General features: G+C 38.6%; 20 protein-coding genes. 5 read left to right on the plus strand and 15 right to left on the minus strand.

All coding sequences use genetic code 11. The features are described 5' to 3' along the window. Positions 1–11 precede the first annotated feature (11 nt). The 3 genes from D6853_RS08960 to mraZ form a co-directional block, all read right to left on the minus strand. The gene (locus D6853_RS08960) at positions 12–455 is read right to left on the minus strand and encodes a cell division protein FtsL (protein ID WP_120657666.1); all 444 of its coding nucleotides are present in this window, start codon (positions 453–455) and stop codon (positions 12–14) included. 64 nt (positions 456–519) lie between these two features. Then, positions 520–1,458 (minus strand): 16S rRNA (cytosine(1402)-N(4))-methyltransferase RsmH, encoded by a 939-nt coding sequence (gene rsmH, locus D6853_RS08965; protein ID WP_120657667.1) that lies wholly within the window; start codon positions 1,456–1,458, stop codon positions 520–522. A gap of 33 nt (positions 1,459–1,491) precedes the next feature. Continuing rightward, entirely contained in the window at positions 1,492–1,932 is a 441-nt protein-coding gene (gene mraZ / locus D6853_RS08970; RefSeq protein WP_120657668.1) for a division/cell wall cluster transcriptional repressor MraZ, read from the minus strand. A gap of 193 nt (positions 1,933–2,125) precedes the next feature. Here mraZ and D6853_RS08975 point away from each other — a divergent pair, with 193 nt between their 5' ends. After that, positions 2,126–3,325 carry a hypothetical protein gene (locus D6853_RS08975; RefSeq protein ID WP_120657669.1) on the plus strand — a complete coding sequence of 400 codons (1,200 nt, stop codon included), beginning with the start codon at positions 2,126–2,128 and terminating at the stop codon, positions 3,323–3,325. 65 nt (positions 3,326–3,390) lie between these two features. On the opposite strand, the gene lgt is transcribed toward D6853_RS08975, so the two are convergent. The 11 genes from lgt to D6853_RS09030 form a co-directional block, all read right to left on the minus strand. After that, complete coding sequence (gene lgt, locus D6853_RS08980; RefSeq protein ID WP_120657670.1) at positions 3,391–4,314, minus strand: prolipoprotein diacylglyceryl transferase; 924 nt, start codon at positions 4,312–4,314, stop codon at positions 3,391–3,393. A 32-nt stretch (positions 4,315–4,346) separates the two neighbouring features. Further along, positions 4,347–5,444 (minus strand): redox-regulated ATPase YchF, encoded by a 1,098-nt coding sequence (ychF, locus tag D6853_RS08985; RefSeq protein WP_120657671.1) that lies wholly within the window; start codon positions 5,442–5,444, stop codon positions 4,347–4,349. Between the two features lie 112 nt (positions 5,445–5,556). Continuing rightward, positions 5,557–6,888, minus strand: a complete 1,332-nt coding sequence (locus tag D6853_RS08990) for a tyrosine-type recombinase/integrase (RefSeq protein ID WP_120657672.1) — start codon at positions 6,886–6,888, stop codon at positions 5,557–5,559. A 171-nt stretch (positions 6,889–7,059) separates the two neighbouring features. After that, the gene (locus tag D6853_RS15640) at positions 7,060–7,293 is read right to left on the minus strand and encodes an excisionase (protein WP_120657673.1); all 234 of its coding nucleotides are present in this window, start codon (positions 7,291–7,293) and stop codon (positions 7,060–7,062) included. A gap of 647 nt (positions 7,294–7,940) precedes the next feature. After that, complete coding sequence (locus D6853_RS09000) at positions 7,941–8,282, minus strand: hypothetical protein (RefSeq protein ID WP_120657674.1); 342 nt, start codon at positions 8,280–8,282, stop codon at positions 7,941–7,943. A gap of 314 nt (positions 8,283–8,596) precedes the next feature. Further along, positions 8,597–9,073: a hypothetical protein gene (locus D6853_RS09005; protein ID WP_120657675.1), complete on the minus strand. Its 477-nt coding sequence runs from the start codon at positions 9,071–9,073 to the stop codon at positions 8,597–8,599. Beyond that, the gene (locus D6853_RS09010) at positions 9,067–9,972 is read right to left on the minus strand and encodes a hypothetical protein (RefSeq protein WP_120657676.1); all 906 of its coding nucleotides are present in this window, start codon (positions 9,970–9,972) and stop codon (positions 9,067–9,069) included. The genes D6853_RS09005 and D6853_RS09010 overlap by 7 nt, the downstream gene beginning before the upstream one ends. 2 nt (positions 9,973–9,974) lie before the next feature. After that, positions 9,975–11,000, minus strand: coding sequence for a protein NO VEIN domain-containing protein (locus D6853_RS09015; RefSeq protein WP_120657677.1), 1,026 nt, complete (start codon positions 10,998–11,000; stop codon positions 9,975–9,977). Between the two features lie 2 nt (positions 11,001–11,002). Beyond that, positions 11,003–12,091 carry a DNA cytosine methyltransferase gene (locus D6853_RS09020; RefSeq protein ID WP_120657678.1) on the minus strand — a complete coding sequence of 363 codons (1,089 nt, stop codon included), beginning with the start codon at positions 12,089–12,091 and terminating at the stop codon, positions 11,003–11,005. Further along, positions 12,084–13,325, minus strand: coding sequence for an adenine-specific methyltransferase EcoRI family protein (locus tag D6853_RS09025; protein ID WP_158588706.1), 1,242 nt, complete (start codon positions 13,323–13,325; stop codon positions 12,084–12,086). The genes D6853_RS09020 and D6853_RS09025 overlap by 8 nt, the downstream gene beginning before the upstream one ends. 75 nt (positions 13,326–13,400) lie before the next feature. Further along, positions 13,401–13,973 (minus strand): recombinase family protein, encoded by a 573-nt coding sequence (locus D6853_RS09030; RefSeq protein WP_120657907.1) that lies wholly within the window; start codon positions 13,971–13,973, stop codon positions 13,401–13,403. Between the two features lie 256 nt (positions 13,974–14,229). Between D6853_RS09030 and D6853_RS09035 the strand changes: the two genes are divergently transcribed. From D6853_RS09035 to D6853_RS09045, 3 genes are read left to right on the plus strand one after another with little or no spacing between them, the layout of a single operon-like run. Beyond that, positions 14,230–15,174, plus strand: coding sequence for an AAA family ATPase (locus tag D6853_RS09035; protein ID WP_120657679.1), 945 nt, complete (start codon positions 14,230–14,232; stop codon positions 15,172–15,174). Between the two features lie 17 nt (positions 15,175–15,191). Beyond that, positions 15,192–16,031: a DUF5688 family protein gene (locus D6853_RS09040; protein ID WP_120657680.1), complete on the plus strand. Its 840-nt coding sequence runs from the start codon at positions 15,192–15,194 to the stop codon at positions 16,029–16,031. A gap of 14 nt (positions 16,032–16,045) precedes the next feature. Continuing rightward, positions 16,046–16,483 (plus strand): hypothetical protein, encoded by a 438-nt coding sequence (locus D6853_RS09045; RefSeq protein ID WP_120657681.1) that lies wholly within the window; start codon positions 16,046–16,048, stop codon positions 16,481–16,483. Between the two features lie 39 nt (positions 16,484–16,522). Here D6853_RS09045 and D6853_RS09050 read toward each other — a convergent pair whose 3' ends face one another. Further along, positions 16,523–17,674 (minus strand): hypothetical protein, encoded by a 1,152-nt coding sequence (locus tag D6853_RS09050; RefSeq protein ID WP_120657682.1) that lies wholly within the window; start codon positions 17,672–17,674, stop codon positions 16,523–16,525. Between the two features lie 389 nt (positions 17,675–18,063). Between D6853_RS09050 and D6853_RS09055 the strand changes: the two genes are divergently transcribed. Next, on the plus strand, positions 18,064–18,432 hold the full coding sequence (locus D6853_RS09055; RefSeq protein ID WP_120657683.1) for a hypothetical protein: 369 nt from the start codon (positions 18,064–18,066) through the stop codon (positions 18,430–18,432). Positions 18,433–18,575 lie beyond the last annotated feature (143 nt).

The raw sequence follows: 18,575 nt of genomic DNA on the forward strand, positions 1-18,575 counted from the left end.
GCGTTTCCTTATTACTTACTCTCCGTCTGCGGTATCGGTGCAATCTGTCTTACATAATCATTACCGCCTCCGTCGGAATATGTGACTATCTGTCCGTCCGTAGCATAAGTCATACCATATTCCTGTATGGCAATACGCTTAACTTCTTCCAGGTCGACGTTGCCATTAGCTCTATTATACGCTTCATCATTATCTTGTTTCAAATTATTTAATTGACTCTCGAGCGTTGCTATGTTTTTAACGCTGTTTGTGATCTGTGACTGCAAGGAAATGTACCAAGCCAGTGTTCCGACCATGAGTACCATTGCAAGCGACAAAAACAAAAGATATCCAAGGCTCATGTGGTGACGTCTTCTGTGTTGATGTAAAGGATCGTGAACATGAACTCTTCTGCGCTCATATGCGGGTGCGTTATTTAATTGTCTTGCTGCGTTGCCGCGTACGTACTGTGCCATGTTCTCTCTCCTTTCCATTTATGATGTCATGCCTTTTAATACGTATATTTAACAGTTTCCCCGATCACTTTGCCTTTTCGAATACCCTTAGTTTGGCGCTCTGTGATCTTTTATTTTCTGAAAGCTCTTTTTCACTTGGAAGAATAGGCTTTCTTGTAATAACTTTTCCTTTTGAGACATTGCCGCATACACAAACCGGAAATTCCGGAGGACACGTGCAAGGATTCTCATTCTTTTTAAAATTGGTCTTGGTTATACGATCTTCCAACGAATGGAAAGTTATAACGCATAACCTTCCGCCCGGATTAAGGAAATCTATGAATCCGTCGAGCGAATCCTTGAGAACATCAAGTTCTCTGTTAAGTGCGATCCTAAGTGCCTGATATGTTCTCTTGGAAGGATGTCCTCCCTTTTCCCTCATCTTGGCGGGGATCGCAGCTTTTATGATCTCGTTCAGCTGATAGGTTGTCTCTATCGGAGCTTTCTCTCTTGCCATGCATATGTGCTTGGCTATATTCTTGGCGAATTTATCCTCGCTGTAATCGCGTATTATATGGAAAATCTCCGTCTCCGAATACTCGTTGACTATATTGCCGGCAGTAAGCGGCTGCCTTCTGTCCATTCTCATATCGAGCGGAACATCTTCTTTATAGGTAAATCCTCTGTCAGCGTTATCAAGCTGATAAGATGAAACTCCAAGGTCAAGTATGATCCCGTCTACGCCGGTAACTCCCAGTTCTCTGAGCCTTGAAACAGCGTTCTCGTAATTGTCTCTTATAATGGTGACTTTGTCGCCAAACTCTGATAGTCTCTCGCTTGCGGCCTTTATTGCATCTTCATCCTGATCTGTGCCGTACAGATGTCCCTTATCGGACAATCTGCTTGCTATGTGGTAGGAATGTCCTCCACCGCCAAGCGTTCCGTCGAGATATATCCCGTCGGGCTTTATATTCAGATTTTCCAGCGATTCCTCAAGAAGTACCGAATAATGTTTGAATTCCATCTATGCATCCTTACGATCCGCCATTCGCATAGCTTAGATGCTCAAGCCGTACTCGCTCATCTTAGCCGCTATTCCATTTATATCTTCAAAAGAGCTTGCTTTCTCCCACTCAGTCTTACTCCAGATCTCAGCTCTGTTTCCGACTCCGGCGATAACAGCCTCTTTCTCGATACCTGCGTGCTGTAACAGATTGGCGGGAATAAGTATTCTTCCCTGTTTATCCGTCTCAGCGTCAATGGCTCCGGCGATAAAGAAACGTCCCAGCATACGAGCCTCCGGCTTGTCCATGGGCAGTGATTGAAGCTTTTCTTCGAACTTGTCCCAGCCTTCCTGAGCGAACACAAAAAGACAACCGTCAAATCCCTTGGTAACCACAAATTGTTCACCAAGGAGTTCACGGAACTTAGCAGGAATTATGAGTCTTCCCTTGGCGTCAATGGAATGACTGTATTCGCCTCTAAATGCTGTTCCCAATTATTTTCTACCACTTTCAACCACTTTTTAACACTTTTTACCACTTAACCCCATTATAGACTATAAATTTTTATTTAACAACCTTTAATTTGAAAAAAATTCGTAAATTTAAGTAGGTCTTTTCGAATACTTCATGATGCGTTATCCTATTAGGGACGCTTAAAATTTATTACGAAAGAAAGAGGGAAAGATTATGAGAAGCAAAGCAATCGGATTTGCGCTTGCAGCTATGTTTACGCTCAGCGCCTGCTCAGGGGAAAGCGCTCCAGCGATCGATCCAACAAGCACAGACGCAAAGGCAACTGAGGCGGCAAGCTCAGATGTAACGACAACTGAAGCAGCAAGCACAGACGGAAACAGTGCTGTAACAAACACAGAAAATGCGGATACTGCAGCCGTTTCATACAGCGGTTATAAGAAGGCTTATATCGATCTTATTAAAAGTGAAAATGAGAAGATACAAACCGAGGAGCAATTATCTGCGGATGATACCATAAGCTATTATCGGATATATGACATTGACAAAAACGGAACTCCGGAACTCTTTATAGAGTACGGATCATCAGAAGACGTTTTTCACTCAAAGATTTACACATACGAAGATGACGCTGCGAAATTCATAGAAGATATTAATACAGCTTTCACTTCTCTATGTGCTATTCCCGGCGAAAACGGGGTCCTGCTCCATCTTGCTTACTTAGAAGAGGATGATTACAGCAAACTCACTTTGGAAGGCGGAAAGATAACTTCAGAATCACTTTATGAAGGCACGGTCGATACCGAAGATGAATCCAGTAAGTACAAGATTCCGGATGAAATAATACCGGGATCCTATTACCTTACTTCATATGAATCAAAAAACACCTATCCCATCGAAATGTATGAGGTGATCTCATCCGATCCTGTCACAGCGGACAGCAAGGAGTATGCTTACCCGGATAATGATCCCAATTTCTTCACAGATATCATTGCCAATGATGGTACCGTGAATGCGGTTGCCGACGAAGAATACTTTTATGCAACCGGAAAGATCCCTTTCAGTAAGCTCTTATCAGACGGTGTGACCTATGAATACATCGAAACTCCTATGACTATCGGAGATATATCATACGCCGACCTTAACGGCGACGGAGTTTATGAAGGTATCTTCTATTTAAAAGGAAACGGAAACGATTCTCCCACCGCCAGACCGGCTTTTCGTGGAATCATGAGTAAACAGGATGATGTTGTCTACGTATACCTCACCCTCTATCCTAATGAAGACAGAGTCACTGAAGATGGATTCTTTGTAACAGATCCGAATAAGCATAGCAATAATCGCCTCGTAGAGAGAGTCTTATTTGATAAAGAAAAAATCATGAAATACTCTGTTTCTTCCGACAGCATTAAGTAATATTGTATGAACATCAAAAAGAGCCGACCTCTTTTTCCAAGAGGCCGGCCCTTTTTTATTTATCATTATTCTTCTTTCTTTTCTTCTGAAGATTCTTTTTCCTCAGTATTCTCCGTGGGAGCCTTTACCTTCACAAACTTGCCCCTCACAAGGATCTCGCATACGATGGCAAATACCACGCACACGATAGCAAGTGCCATGGATACGGGAATATGTGTGCCCGCAATATACAAGCGGTCTGTTCTCACGAACTCGATCCATGCTCTTCCGAGGCCATAGCCTCCAAGGTACAAAAGAGTCATCTCGCCGTCAAACTTCTTACGCTTAATATATAGAAGCAATATTATAAGAAGAGCAACATTCCAAAGTGATTCATAAAGGAATGTGGGACTAACCTGAACATAGTTGGTCGCAGTGCTCATATGCTCTCTCATAAGCTCAGAAACGTCACTAGCTCTTACAATTTCAAGAGGAAGTCTCATCGCAAAGGGGCCGTTCGTATATTCTCCGAACACCTCTCTGTTGGTGAAATTGCCCCATCTTCCGATAGCCTGTCCAAGCACAAGTCCCGGCATGATCGTATCCGTATAGCGAAGGAAGGATTTCTTTTTAATCTTCGAATAAATAAATACCGTAAGGAATCCCGCTATTACTCCGCCATAGATCGCAAGTCCGCCGTTTCTTATATAAAGAACACTTATCGGATCACTCTTATACGAATCCCACGCAAACAGAACATAGTAAATTCTTGCTCCTATTATCGAAAAGACAATGAGATAGATCGCAAGATCCCAGTATTCATCGGGATTCTGATCGGTCTTTTTCGCAAGCTTTGCTATAAGAAGAAGTGCAAATAAAAAGCCGCATCCGATTATAACTCCGTATAAAGCTATCTCAAATCCGAAAACAGTAAAACTCTTAGGCACATTGCGAAGATAAATATTGAGATTGGGAAACGCAATGTCCATTTTTTCCATTATGTCCGGCATAGTGTTTTCTCCCCTTTAATAATGTGTAACGATCAAACGTTGAATCTAAAGAGAATCACGTCGCCATCCTGAACAACGTACTCTTTACCTTCCATACGTACAAGGCCCTTTTCCTTAGCGGCTGCAATTGAGCCCTCACGAAGAAGATCCTGATAGTTGATAACTTCAGCTTTGATGAAGCCTCTCTCAAAGTCAGTGTGGATCTTACCTGCTGCCTGAGGTGCCTTTGTTCCGATCTTGATAGTCCAAGCTCTTGTCTCGTCCTCACCTGATGTAAGGAAACTCATAAGTCCGAGAGTCTTATAGCTTGCTGCGATGAGCTTATCAAGTCCTGACTCTGTAAGTCCCATGCTCTCAAGGAACTCAGCCTTCTCATCCTCATCAAGCTCTGAGATCTCAGCTTCAATCTGAGCACTGATAACGAATACTTCGCTGCCTGACTTTGAAGCAAGCTCTTTTACCGCCTTAACATAAGGATTGGATGCTCCGTCGTCAGCAAGATCCTCATCCTTAACGTTTGCAGCATAGATCACAGGCTTCCATGTAAGAAGATCGAGAGTGTTGATAAATGCTTTCTCCTCGACATCGTCTACTTCAAGCTCTCTTGCCATCTTGCCTGCTTCGAGAACCGCTTTGATCTTATTTAAAGTCTCAAGCTCTTTGGCCGCAGCCTTGTCCATTCTGGCTGTCTTGGAAACCTTGGCTATTCTTCTCTCAAGGACCTCGAGATCAGCAAAAACAAGCTCTAAGTTGATCGTCTCTATATCACGCGCAGGATCTACGCTTCCGTCTACGTGAACAACGTTGGGATCTTCAAAGCATCTTACTACGTGCACGATCGCATCAGTCTCACGAATGTTGGCAAGGAACTGGTTTCCGAGTCCCTCTCCCTTGGATGCACCCTTAACAAGTCCGGCGATATCAACGAACTCGATAGTAGCAGGTGTCACCTTCTTGGAATGATAAAGATCACCGAGCTGCTTAAGTCTGTTATCCGGAACGGCAACGACACCCACGTTAGGGTCAATGGTTGCGAAAGGATAGTTCGCAGCAAGTGCTCCTGCATTTGTAAGTGAATTAAAAAGAGTACTCTTTCCGACATTGGGAAGTCCCACGATTCCGAGCTTCATGATTATATACCTGTATCCCTTATTTTAAGGGATTCCTTTCGTTTATATTCTAAATCTCCGACATTTCTCCGACATTTTTTCAATAATATGCCATATCAAGATATCAAAGACTTTATTTTTCTTTTAGTTCTTTTAGTATTTTTTCTCTAAGTTCTTCTTCAATTTCAGCAAGAAGTTCTTCTTTATACTCCGCTCTAATCCTTGCTTTAACTTCAGGCGAAACCTCTATCTCATCTTTAATGGTTCGTTCACCCAACTGAGCAGCTAAATAATTTGAGTATGCTTCCATCTCTCTTTCAAGAGTTGCATCAGTATTATGGACATAAAGGTCGTAAGTGATATTTGTACTCTTATGGCCAACCATCTGACTTAAAGCCTTAACACTAGCCCCAGGACGTTCCATATAACGAGTACACATGGTATGTCTAAGGTCATGCATAGACAAAACCTTAACGCCTGCTTTTTTACACAACTTAACTAAGTCAGCATTATATGTACTGTTTTTAGTAGGGAATCCTGTACGATTCAAAAACACTAAATCCTTAAATTCCTCTGGTGTCTCTTCGTTGATATTACATCTTCCTTCTTTTACACCTTTAAGAATCTCAACAGCCACAGGAGTCAACTTAACTGTACGTCTACCATGCTTTGTTTTAGGTGGTCCCCATGTCCATCCTCCCTGAGAATATCTATTCTCAAGAGTCGTAACAACTTTAAGTTCACGTTTTTTAAGATTTACATACTTCCACTGTAAACCTATAATCTCAGAAGTTCTAAGCCCTAATTCGAGAATCAGGCGATATACTGGGTAATTAGAATAATGTTTAGCAACCTCAATAAACCTTTTCTCTTCTTCAACCGTAAAGAAATCAATCTTCTTTGCGTCCTCTTCAACTTCTTCTTTAGTTGGATTCGGATTTTTGGGAATCGAAACCGTATTACTGCTCACAGGTGATATTGTGATTACCCTCTCAAGAACAGCATACTTGAAAAAGATTTGAAGGCAATCCATAACCTTTTCCATAGTGGAATATGAATAACCCTTCCCTCGTGGGCCATCAGGAATCTGCCTATACATTTCATCAAGAATCTTCTGACAATCTCTTCCTCGTACATCTACAACTTTCATACGTCCTATTTCAGGTAAGATGTTTCTTTCGAATCTCTCACGATAATTCCTCACGGTATTGGGGCGCCGCCCTGAAGATTTCATTTCAATCCAGTCTTCGTACAATTCTTGCACTGTAATGCCCGGATTATGTGATATTTCTTCGTGAGAATCTTTATAACGTGCATCAATAAGCCATTGCTTAGCATCCGCAAGCGAATCAAAAGTCTTCTCTGGACGTTTACCTGTATGAAGTTTTAATTTAGCTGAGTATTTTCCATCCTTCCTTTGGGTTAAGCCTTTTCCAAGCTCGTGCCCTTTCAGATCCTTGCCCAATAGTTCAGCTCCTTTCTGTTTTCAATAAACAAAAAAATCTAAAAAAGAGCCCAAAAATACAACGTAAAATTCTAACATATAACCCAAAAAATGTCGAGCTAAATCGCTGTATATTCAGCCTTATATCACACCATAAACGAAAAGCCAGAGGCAAACCTCTGGCTCTCCTTGCTAAGCTGTTAAGTCATAGTGACTATCAAGAAATTCCTCTAACTTATGGCGGATGATAACGCATTTGCGATCACCAACTCGGCAGCAAAACTTTGCACCCTCTCTTTTGATAAGAGAATACATTGTGTTTTCACCGATGCCTGTATACTCACAGGCTTCCTCAACCGAGATAGAGTACTTCTTGTCGATACTTAGCGCTTGCACATTTTTTTCCATGCATTTTTTCCTCTGCATGAGGTAAATTACACAAATAGAAACTGAATACAGAAAAAATATATGCAAATTAAGTATAACTCTTCACCCATAATTGCATCAACCAATTCCTCCTTATAACAAACTATCTTTTTTATAATTCCAACAAAAAAATAAAGCATCTCTATCCCCCTAAGAGGGGCCCCTGAGATGTCAGCTTAAGCAAATATATGTATTTACACCACGTGTCACTCTTTTCAATTATTGAGGTAAACTATGGCCCGAGTTTTAAAGCTTTCAGTTCCCTTGTTGAAAACATTACACGCTTTTTTGCTCAGTGTGTGTAAAATATGCAGAGCCCGATTTCACTAGCTTTATAGACATTTGGCAATTGTATTTCAGAATCATGAGCCAAATATCCAAAACAGGATAAGAACCCCTAACACATCACGCTGTTCGTGCTCGTCATAGACGAGACGGCTTCTTATCCATCGGAGCCAAAGCTCCTAAACAAAACGCAAAGCAAAAACATGAGCAAATACTTTGCAAAAATATCGTTAGGACAATAAAAAAGCGACAGCAAACGCCATCGCAAACTCGTTATATAAAATCTCGAAAAATATTGTTCTCGTTATAATAAACTCGAAAGAATAAAACTCGTAATAAAAAACTCGAAAATCAAAACAAATTCAATCAACCAGATCTACAAGTGATTCATACTCCTCAAGCATCTTTTTCTTCAAATCCTTATGACAATTTGAATACACTTCATTAATGTAATGAAATGCTGGAAGACTATGAGACGTGCGCATTTCAGCTTTAGAAAAAATCATATTAATTAATTCCTGCATAGCATCTTGCGCAGCATTGTTCATATCAACTATTTCAGCAGCAAATTTTTCATTATAGCACCTCTTGTACGATTCATTTTTCATAATGCCATCCAAAAGGAGTTTTACAACCAAAAGACTTGCATGTATGAATGGAAAATCTTTTGCAGGATTAGCTGATGTTGCCTTATTATCACTCATAACTCTCACCACCTTTCCGTTAATTAGTATATGTTAATTTTACAATTTCCCGTCACAAAAAACCATTCACATAATAGCCAAAATCCTTGATTTTTAGAGGCTTAGAAGACGTTTTTATTCTATTCATAAATGAGAAAAATAAAATTAATTTTACTCATTTATGAGAACGGATAATTCAAAAATCATGTCCACACACAAGAAATTTATTGTGCATATTGCACTATCATTTACACAATGCAACTAACCTATAAAAAACGGATAGGTCATCAGAACAAATCAGACACTATCCGCCATAAAAAATATTACTCTTACTTCTAAATTCTCGGAAAGAGATTTCCAAAATCTGGCTTCTGTTTTTTCACATCCCAGATTCCGACTTTCATCTTTTTAATTTTCTTTCCATCTCCAAAATCCAATAAATCTTCTCGATTAAATCCAAGAAGCAATTTTCTTAAACTACCCAAATCACTTGAAGTCAACAACCATGCTTCGTCTGGGTCAACAAGTTTGCAGTACGCCCATAGCTGTCCTAAATCTCGCAAAGTAAGTTTTGTCTTCTTTGCCTCAATAAAAAACAGTTTTGTTGCATTTCCCTTTCGAGCTATCCCTAAAACATCAATCTGAATATCCACTCCATTAGCTTGCTCATTAACAACTCCAAATCTTTGTAGAGCTTTATCCAAACGTTCTAGGCTTGTATCTGCAACAATAATCTCATAGCCCTTATAATGGTCTTTCAAGTACTGTTCTAGCCATTTACACATTGGCTCATATAAATCTTTTTCTAACATTCCGACTCCTCATTATAGCCCAATTCTTTTGCTATATCTTTCCAAGAATCAAAATGCTTACCCCTTATTTCTTCTGGAATAAATGGGTCATTTTCACCTGGATGTGAAGGCTTCTCTTTCTTTCTATCCGTTAATTCCCAATAGTAACGATGCAACGCTTTTAATCTGTCTTTCTTATCGCCTTGCTTCTCAATGAATATCTCGTGTTCATGCGCAAAATAATCAAGTGCTTCTTGCTTATGAATTACGCCAAATCCAACGGGCTCAAACTCAAGCGCCCAAATCTTAACTTGATGCTCTTTTTTCCAAAAATCTGGCTTTCCTTCGTTGTATTTTTTTACGTTGCCATCACGCATATTCGGATGACCCCAATCGATGTTTTGAACCGGGATATCTACACTTTTAAGCAAATTACAGAAGTCTACTACAAGCTCCCAATTTTGAGGGATTTCAAAATAAACTCTGTACTGAGGCTCTTTGAAAAAATAATTACTTCTACGGATATAACCGGTTACATCAGCAAAACCTCTTATAAATTCAACTCTTTCATCTCTGGTAAACTTAAAAACTTCTGGAGAAATTCTCATATTTGCATGGGTAGTAGCATTGCCGATATATCTCAGAACTTCACGCATCAAATAATCTTCATTTGCCTTTGTAAAAGAAATATCAGACACGTTTGCACTCTGGCTAAACTTTAATCCTGTACCAATTAAAGGCTCAATAATAGCTCTGATATCAGTTATACTTGCTTTGACATAAATCCCAACATCTTTCTGAAATTCAGTTTCCAATTTTTTATGTGGAATCTCAATGACGATTGTGGTTTCACTTGTTCCTCGCTGAACCTCGCCATTCCCCACTATCATTCCTAAAAGGTATGACATTTGTACGTTCATGTTTATCTACCCCCAATAATAAATGTTGCTTCCTTCATCTGTCTTGGATGAAATAGCTGTTCATAAGGATTTAAAATAGAGATTATATCTGGTGCACCATCATCTAAAAGTCTCTCTAAATAATTTACTTTTACTAAAACATAATCCTCTAGTTCTTCTTCCATCAATCTCATTTCATTTGATGTCATCTTGAAATACGGGTACTCCCTTTTACTTGATTTTACCTCAATATAAATTGTAGTTCCATTATCAAGGATAACCTCTATATCACATCCTCGACCTACTGATTGGTCCTCCCAGCTATTTATATCTGCTTCATCAAAGCCTCTATTAAACCAATTAAATGTATATCCCATTCTTGGTGGAATATCTAATGATGCCAGAAAATCCGAGTCTGCTACCTCTAAAAGGTAAGCTATATATGCTTCACCAATCCATCCTAAATTCGAAATTTGACGTTGGGATAACGCTGTTCCTTCCGTACTTTGTCTTCTTCTCCCTGCGCGTCTAGCAATCCCTCTCGGCTCATAAGATAAAATGTTTGGCGTTGGTAATCTCCTAGATTGAGTTACAATATCTGTTACTTCTTCGATGAAGCTCTGATAGATACCAAATCCTTGATCGAAAGCTCTTAAAAATCTTTCTCCATGTATATTGGCTACACAGTATCTAATCTGTTCAACATTCTGAATTCCATTCTTAAATCTAAAACCATAATTCGTTACTAATTCAGCAATTAAAGCATTATTATTGATTCTGTTCCCGTATCTTTCGTCTAATAAATTTCTAATTGCTTCTGGACATCCGTCAGTATCATTAAGCTGTATTCTAAATTGCCATGTATACTTCGACATAGGTTTAGTCACATATGGATATTCAGAATCAAACAGTCCTTCGAATTCTCTTCTAAATCTATTTTCCAAATTTGCGGGAACAGTAGCTGATATTGCTTGAATCACATTAGGAATTGCTAAAAATCCTATTGCAATAACCTTTTCCTCTTCCGATTGCCATATATATTCAGCCATAATCAGTTCACCTCGCTTTGTTCTACGATAAGAGTTCTATCTATCTGGTCAGCAATAGCTTTGGCAAGGAGCGGTGGAACAGCATTTCCAATCTGCTTTCTGATACGTACCTTAGAACCATAAAAGATAAAATTATCATCAAAAGATTGTATTCTAGCTGCCTCCCTTGGAGTTATCGCTCTGTGCAAATATGGGTGATTATTTGTTCCATTTGATGAAGCATCAAATCTAGTATCTATAGTCGGAGATACATCATCCCATTTCAAACGCCCCCATGTTGTCTTAAACTTTTGATTTCCTATCAGCTCATCTGGTAGAAATTCTTTTCCCTTTTCGGGTGGGATCATCTTTAACTTATCAATAGCGACTTGTTTATGGTTTGAAGCTTTATGGTTGTATAGTTTTTTGCTTCCTTTACGCATCAGTTTTTGATAATCACTCGAAATAGGCATTGAATAATCTTGCTCATATTCACCTTGCCCCGACTCCAAATATGATAAATCGCCGATAGCATCCCTTACTGTAACTACTTTATTAACAGTTTTCTTTGGGAGTGGCACTCTATTATGCTTAGAACAAATAAAAATTGCTCGTTCTCTTGCTTGTGGGACTCCATAATCCGAAGCGTTTAGAACTCCATACTCAACAGTATAGCCCAATTCCCCGATTGTTTTAACAATTTCATCTCGAAACCATCCATTTGATGCCAATAGCAAGCCTTTTACATTTTCGATAACAAAGACATCTGGTTTCAACTGCTCAACGAAATTAAGGTATTCTCTAAACAAGAAATTTCTCGGGTCTTTTAATCCTAACTTTTTCCCTTTCATTGAATAGCCCTGACAAGGGGGGCCGCCGATAATCATATTGATTCCAAGTTTTTTTGCTTTCTCAACAATGTCTGCTTTTGTCTTATCGTCTGTAATATCGCCGATTACAACATCAGCCTTGGGAATATTTCTTTTAAATGTTTCTCCTGCGTATTCATCATTATCTAACGCAATAAGTGTTTCAAAATTTGGGTTCTTATCCATGCCATACGAGAACCCACCCGCACCACAGAAGAGGTCAAGTATTCTATATTTAGCCATTTATCATTGCTCCCATCGGTAATTTATTGCGGATTAAAATTCTCTTGAATTTAAGCTTTCCGTTTATTGTTGGCTTAAACAAATCAAATGAATTATCTGAACCATGATTTGCTTCACCTATAATCTCAAACTGCTCTGGATTATACTTGTTCAGGAATGTAATAGGTACTCCCATCACGCCTTTATAATCTTGTGGAATATTTGCAACCTTAGAAACCTCAATAGCATCATATTCGTCATATCTAGGATATGCTTCAGCATCATAAAACTTTGTCAATTCAAGTCTTTCATGCCTTCTATTCATATCCATGTTTGTTAACCACATGGCATTTCCTAAGCTTCTCCACTTCTGTCCGGTAGCATCAATCCAAAATCTTGTTTCTCTTGGTTCTGAATCATCCGGAACTCTAAATGCCATATCTCCAAACTGATAGCCAATCCATGCCTTATTTTCTTGAATCAACGGAAAGATTTCTTTGTATGTTATGGCATTCTGATTACCTATAACCAAGAACTGTTTCTCATACTCTGTAACCAAAGAAATAAGCTCTCTAAAAAGAGAAAAAGGTGGATTTGTAACAACTATATCAGCAAGTTTTAAATACTCAATGCATTCATCACTTCTAAAATCGCCATCACCAATAAGTTTTCTTACAGATTTTTGACTCTGAAGGAATTCATGCACCTCTTTGTCTGTAGACGTAGGAGTAATTGTTTCAGAAACTTTAGATAGCACCAAAACATAACCATTATCATTAGATAATGGTTCCCCTTGCATATCCACTAGGCTACTATCAGTTCCCAGAACTCGTGACGCACAATAAGATGTGCAAATTAACCCCTTAAGTCCAAGAGTATTGAAGTTCTTGATAAAATATTTGGAAAAGCTAGATTCAAAAGGATCGTCACAATTACAAAGAACAGTCTTCCCTTTGAACTCGCTAACATAATGAGCCACTTCATTTTCAACAGTCTCATATGTTGTATAAAACTCATCGTTATCCTTCGCGGACTTTGCCTTATTCAATATAGCATTACCGGTGTTCTGCTTTGCTTGACGCTCTGATTCGAGAAGCTTATCTATCATACCAACTACATAGATTGGCGGCGTACGTCTATTATGCTCCCAATCTTGTAGTGTACTCGTTGGAATTTCAAACTTTTCAGCAAAAGTTGTCTGTGATAACCCCGATACTTTCCTTAATTCCCTAATCTGTGCATTTAATGTATACATGAGTCATAATCCTCCTACACCAAATTATAAGGCAATGCCCTACTCTAATCAACATACTTCGCATATACACTATCATCAGTTTTTATTTAATCCTTTTTCTCTCAGAATCTTATCCAACGTTGGTCTACTAATCCCAAGAGCAATTGCGAGTTCCTTCTTGTTGATTATTCTTTCTTTGTATTCATCATACTTTTTTTGAAAAATGTCATCATCAATCTTCTTAACCTGACCACCCTTGTATTTACCCTCGCGCTTTGCAATAGCAATTCCTTCTCGTTGACGTTCAAGAAGATTCTCACGTTCAAATTCCGCAATGGCAGCTATCATGGTAAGCATAAGCTTTCCAGTAGCAGTACTGGTATCAAAATTTTCTTTATTGCTTACAAGATGTACATTTTTCTCTTTTAAATACTCAACAATAGTAAGCAAGTCTTTTGTACTCCTCGCAAGTCTCGAAAAGTCATGAACGTAGATTGTATCTCCCTCACGGCAGTAATCAAGCATTGCCTGCAATTTCTTGCGTTTGGTATCCTTTCCGCTCACTTTTTCTTCAAACCATTTATCAATATTGTACTTTTCAAGAGCTTCCTTCTGGCGAGCATCATTCTGTTCAACCGTACTCACTCTTACATATCCAAGGTTAGCCATAATATACACCCATCTTTCTCCAAATACAGCATTCTTAAATAGAGTTTACCATTATGTAAAATCTAATTCAATAACGTTCTTTACATTTTGTAAATTAAATCTTTTTATGATTTCTATTTTACATAATCTAAGTCAAACAAAACGTAAATCTTGGGTATACCCTGTTTTTCTTTTGTTCGTCATGAAAGAGTTAAGCAACTGCGTTGCTCGGTACAAATCTTGATATAAATAAAAACATATTAAGGAGGTATCCACAATGGACGCCAATAGCTATGAACATCCATGGTGGGATGATCGCACAGCTTTCAGTCCTCAAAAGGAAGCCACAAACTCTTATGACGAAAAAATCTTCGCCACTCCAAAATCCATATACGAGTATTTCGATTCAAAGCTATATGGATGTGAGGAATATAAAAAGAAAATGTCTGTAGCAATCTGGAGTTCAATCCACAGAAACACCAAAACCAATTTTCTTGTTATTGGAGAATCCGGTTGTGGAAAAACAGAACTCGCACGTATTCTCAGGGACATCTATCCAAACACCGTGATCTACGACGCTTCAAACGCATCTCCAAAATCTTTTAGAGGAAACAACTCATTAACTGACTGCCTTTTAAATGTTGACGCATCTCAAAAGCCATGGGTTTTCATCGATGAATTCGACAAGTGTATAACCAAAGGTTCAGAAGTTGGTTCCATGATGGCTGCTGAGATTCTAAAGCTTGCAGAAGGCGCTCAAGTCTTTGTAGGCGAGGAAAAACAGCGTAAGCTCGTGGATACATCCCTTGTCAATTTTGTATTTCTTGGCACATTTGCAGAACTAAAAAAGGAACGCGAAACCAGTATCGGTTTTGGTTCAAAAGATTCTTCTTTATCGAAAGATTCCCCCATTACCAAAGAGGAGCTTATCGAATCAGATGCACTTTCAAATGAATTTCTCGGAAGAATCAATGGTGGAATAATCCAATTGCCATCTATGAACACTGAGACAGCCATGAAAATACTAAAAGACACCCGTTATAGTCCTATTTCTAAGCTTGAGAAACAATACGGAGTGTCTATCACGCTTTCTCCTGAACAATTGGAGAAACTTGCAAATATTACGCCGGAATATGGTGTAAGAGGTATTTATTCAGAGCTACACGAAAAAATCTGTGATGCTCTTTTTGAGAATTCAGAAACATCAAGCATACAAATATAACCCCAAGGAGGTTTAACATGATTACAAGAGAAAACATTATCGAAAGACTTGCACAAAAATACCCGCAGTATAACTTTGTTCCTACAGACGTTACCAAGAACGGCGACGTGCATCTCCAAGGAATCAGCGTAAGAGATAACTCTCCCATAGCTCCGACAATCTACACCGATTCTATCATCGAGCGTTGCAACGACAATCTTGACAAAGCAATTGAGATCATCAGTAACATCATCGAGCAGCATCAAGCTCCAAATATCGACCTCACCAAGTTGCAGGATAGAGATTTCATCCTAGAACGAATCCGCATTGGCGTCCAGAAGATTTCTTCCGAAAGTCTAGTCAAGCGAAACGTTGATGAATTTCCGGGGATGGAAGCATACCTTTACTTTGCCGAGGCAGGCAACGAACACGATATGTGGTCTGTAAAACTCAGACAAGAGCTTCTGGATACCGCAGGTATTTCGCTCGAAGAAGCGTGGCAAATCGCAGAAAAGAATACATTCGAAGCAACTACATTGCAGAGCATGACCGAAGTATTAGCTGAAATGATGGGAGAAGCTTTTGACCCTTGTCTAGCTGATACAATGCCATGTGAGATGTATATTGTTAGCAACAGGGAGAAATGTAAAGGAGCCGCCGGAATTCTCAATCACGAGTTATTAAGGCGCTTCGCTACAGATCATGATTGCAAAAGCATCGCGGTATTATGTAGTTCCATACATGAGATAATCCTCATCCCATTAAGAGATGCATACAGCATTGATGAACTTTCAAATATGGTTCAGGAAATCAACGCCACTCAGGTTAGCCCAGAGGACAGGCTTGTTGATAGAGCCTATGCTGTGAATTTTGATTAAGGCAGGAAGGCACTATGTTTAAGTTAAAGTTTCATGCCTCGTCATCCAATGAAGTGTATTTAATTGAGTTGGATGACGGGTCATATAGCAGCTCCGAAATAGCTGAAATCAAACCCGCTCTCAATAAGCTCATGATTGAAAATCCATGTTTGACATTTGCTAGAAAACATAAAGCTGGTTACTTCGAAAACGTACCCTCTCCGCTCGTAAATGACATTGCATTCATAACGGACTCAATATTAGGTGACTGTTGGCAATACTGTCCTGTCGATACTCCAGAAGAAGCAGAAAAGCCCGATATACGCCCATATATAGGCGCTCTAAACTTAATCAACTCCCTACTAAACCATAGTTTGCAGAGTTACCGTAGAATCCTTGAACTCGAAGATACCATAAAAGATTTTAGAAATGTATACGGTGATCTACCATCCGAAATCTTTGGAGAATCATAACAAAATGCCTACCGAACTATAACCGGTAGGCATTTTTTCTTATGAATTGAGAACATCTAAATCAATTGTATTACCAGAAAAAGACTCCATATACTCTGCGATATACTTATCAAACTTTTCCTTAAATAATCTAAAGGTAGTAGTATATTCTTCTACTTCCTCATTAGAAAGGCAAATTTTTGGAGCACTTTTGCATTGTAATTTTCCATCCTTGATTTCGCAGCAGAAGTATCTTTCATTTCTCTCCAACTTTTCAACTCTAGTAACAACAATAATAGTATTTCCTGCCCATACCTGTTTCTCTCTATTTTTTCCAATTGCAGTTATATGCTCATCTGACAGAGAATATAGAATTTTCATTTTGTTACTATCATTTGTATCTAAATAAGTTACAATCGCTTCTGTATCAGGTTCAATAAGCAAAGACTCTCCCGTTACCCCACTTGTAATTCTTTTACCAGAAAGAGCTTTTTCTGCAGCACGGGTACATATTTCCATCATTTCATTGTTTTCAACTAGTACATGCATCAAGAATCTACGTACTTTTTCATGTTCTCTAGCTCTTCTTTCAGCCCCCGACAAATAGCAAGACCGAATTCTTCTTTCTGCATCAGCCGTCAAATTAGGCAATCCAAGGCTCTTTATAAATTCATCAAAATTTTCTAGATTATAACCTGCTTCCCTCGCCAAATCATTATATGAGTAATTGTTATTTTTCTTGGTTGTGATTCTCTCTCCCGCTAATATTTTATCAATATCTTCATCAGATAGATTCGTTACAAAATCCGTTTTTTCATATGGCGCCTTCCCTTCGCTTATAGCTGCCTCAGTCTGATGCAAAAGATATTTTGCATACTTAGCATAATTACCACCATAAGCCCCTGTCCTTTCAACTCCATGGTGATACCATAATTTATCATCTATACCTTCTCTAAAAACGATACACAATGTTTCCAAAGTTTTCTTTATGCGTTCTGACTTTTTACCTGGGCAGCTCACTATTATATGCCAATGCGCCTTTTCAGAACTCTTATAATGCTTAATCGCAATAATCTTTAATACATCAGCAGAAGTAGTTTTAATAGCATTAACCAATGCTTCCTCACCCTTGGGTAATTGTTCCTCATAGCATTTTATTGCAACAGAACTATATGTACCTGTTTTTTCTAAAGGTTCACGCTTATCACTCATCGTATTACCTCCACATCATCACACGATGTTATACTCTGTTATACTATATTATACAATCGTTATAATATATTACCGTAGCTATATTATAGCCTATATACGCGTATAATTCAATATAATGTAATATTGTAATACTTGTTATACATATATTTTTTCATTTATAAATGCTTGTAATATATAGTTTTTGAAAAAATATGGGACAATGGTACTTTCCCTCTCAAACCCGCATTATCACTAGCTTTTTGATGTCTCGTTTTTATTTTTTAAATTTGAGACACATTAATCCCCATCCCAAATACCTTATTTATAAGCCTTTTCTCAAATCTGGAATGTCTCAAAAATGTCTCAAAAAATGAGACAAACATTTTCCATCACAAAAAGGAGTTTCAACCATGAAAAAACAAAAGAATTCCTACTGGGATCACTCAAAAACCTGCAAAGACCATCTAGGTAATAAATACCCTACATTAACTGCAATGGCTACCGCCTATGGATTAACGGATGCATGCCTCTCTCGAAGACTCAATATCTATCATTTTCCTCTAGAAAAAGCATTAACAACCCCTACTCGCAATTCTCCGAAGCCCATTTATGATCACAAAGGAAATTGGTTCAAATCTGTAAGCGAACTCGCCGAGCATTATCACATCGAGAGAAAAACACTAACATATAGACTCAGCCATGGTTGGACTATGGAAGAAGCATTAAATACCCCCGCAGGCGAAAAGCCATCTCGAAAAGAAAAGGAGCAACCTCAATAACGGTTGCTCCCATTTTTTTGTATTTCTAGGCTTATTTTTGCATCAATTTCATCGACATTTCTCCGACACTATCGACACAATTTTTACATTTCTAATACCTTTTAAGACTTTTTAAGGCATTTCATATTTTCAACAAATCCAGT

Origin of the sequence: Butyrivibrio sp. X503, from assembly GCF_003625475.1 — a bacterium.
Lineage (GTDB): Bacteria > Bacillota > Clostridia > Lachnospirales > Lachnospiraceae > Butyrivibrio.

What these genes read in the sequence shown, in the direction of transcription:
- D6853_RS09020 (WP_120657678.1), bottom strand. Translation starts at nt 12,091, where the DNA reads ATGGCTAAATATAGAATACTTGACCTCTTCTGTGGTGCGGGTGGGTTC.
- D6853_RS08960 (WP_120657666.1), bottom strand. Translation starts at nt 455, where the DNA reads ATGGCACAGTACGTACGCGGCAACGCAGCAAGACAATTAAATAACGCA.
- D6853_RS09055 (WP_120657683.1), top strand. Translation starts at nt 18,064, where the DNA reads ATGAAAAAACAAAAGAATTCCTACTGGGATCACTCAAAAACCTGCAAA.
- D6853_RS15640 (WP_120657673.1), bottom strand. Translation starts at nt 7,293, where the DNA reads ATGCAGAGGAAAAAATGCATGGAAAAAAATGTGCAAGCGCTAAGTATC.
- lgt (WP_120657670.1), bottom strand. Translation starts at nt 4,314, where the DNA reads ATGCCGGACATAATGGAAAAAATGGACATTGCGTTTCCCAATCTCAAT.
- D6853_RS09005 (WP_120657675.1), bottom strand. Translation starts at nt 9,073, where the DNA reads ATGTTAGAAAAAGATTTATATGAGCCAATGTGTAAATGGCTAGAACAG.
- D6853_RS09040 (WP_120657680.1), top strand. Translation starts at nt 15,192, where the DNA reads ATGATTACAAGAGAAAACATTATCGAAAGACTTGCACAAAAATACCCG.
- D6853_RS09050 (WP_120657682.1), bottom strand. Translation starts at nt 17,674, where the DNA reads ATGAGTGATAAGCGTGAACCTTTAGAAAAAACAGGTACATATAGTTCT.
- ychF (WP_120657671.1), bottom strand. Translation starts at nt 5,444, where the DNA reads ATGAAGCTCGGAATCGTGGGACTTCCCAATGTCGGAAAGAGTACTCTT.
- D6853_RS09035 (WP_120657679.1), top strand. Translation starts at nt 14,230, where the DNA reads ATGGACGCCAATAGCTATGAACATCCATGGTGGGATGATCGCACAGCT.
- D6853_RS09045 (WP_120657681.1), top strand. Translation starts at nt 16,046, where the DNA reads ATGTTTAAGTTAAAGTTTCATGCCTCGTCATCCAATGAAGTGTATTTA.
- D6853_RS09025 (WP_158588706.1), bottom strand. Translation starts at nt 13,325, where the DNA reads ATGTATACATTAAATGCACAGATTAGGGAATTAAGGAAAGTATCGGGG.
- D6853_RS09030 (WP_120657907.1), bottom strand. Translation starts at nt 13,973, where the DNA reads ATGGCTAACCTTGGATATGTAAGAGTGAGTACGGTTGAACAGAATGAT.
- D6853_RS08975 (WP_120657669.1), top strand. Translation starts at nt 2,126, where the DNA reads ATGAGAAGCAAAGCAATCGGATTTGCGCTTGCAGCTATGTTTACGCTC.
- D6853_RS09010 (WP_120657676.1), bottom strand. Translation starts at nt 9,972, where the DNA reads ATGAACGTACAAATGTCATACCTTTTAGGAATGATAGTGGGGAATGGC.
- D6853_RS09015 (WP_120657677.1), bottom strand. Translation starts at nt 11,000, where the DNA reads ATGGCTGAATATATATGGCAATCGGAAGAGGAAAAGGTTATTGCAATA.
- rsmH (WP_120657667.1), bottom strand. Translation starts at nt 1,458, where the DNA reads ATGGAATTCAAACATTATTCGGTACTTCTTGAGGAATCGCTGGAAAAT.
- D6853_RS09000 (WP_120657674.1), bottom strand. Translation starts at nt 8,282, where the DNA reads ATGAGTGATAATAAGGCAACATCAGCTAATCCTGCAAAAGATTTTCCA.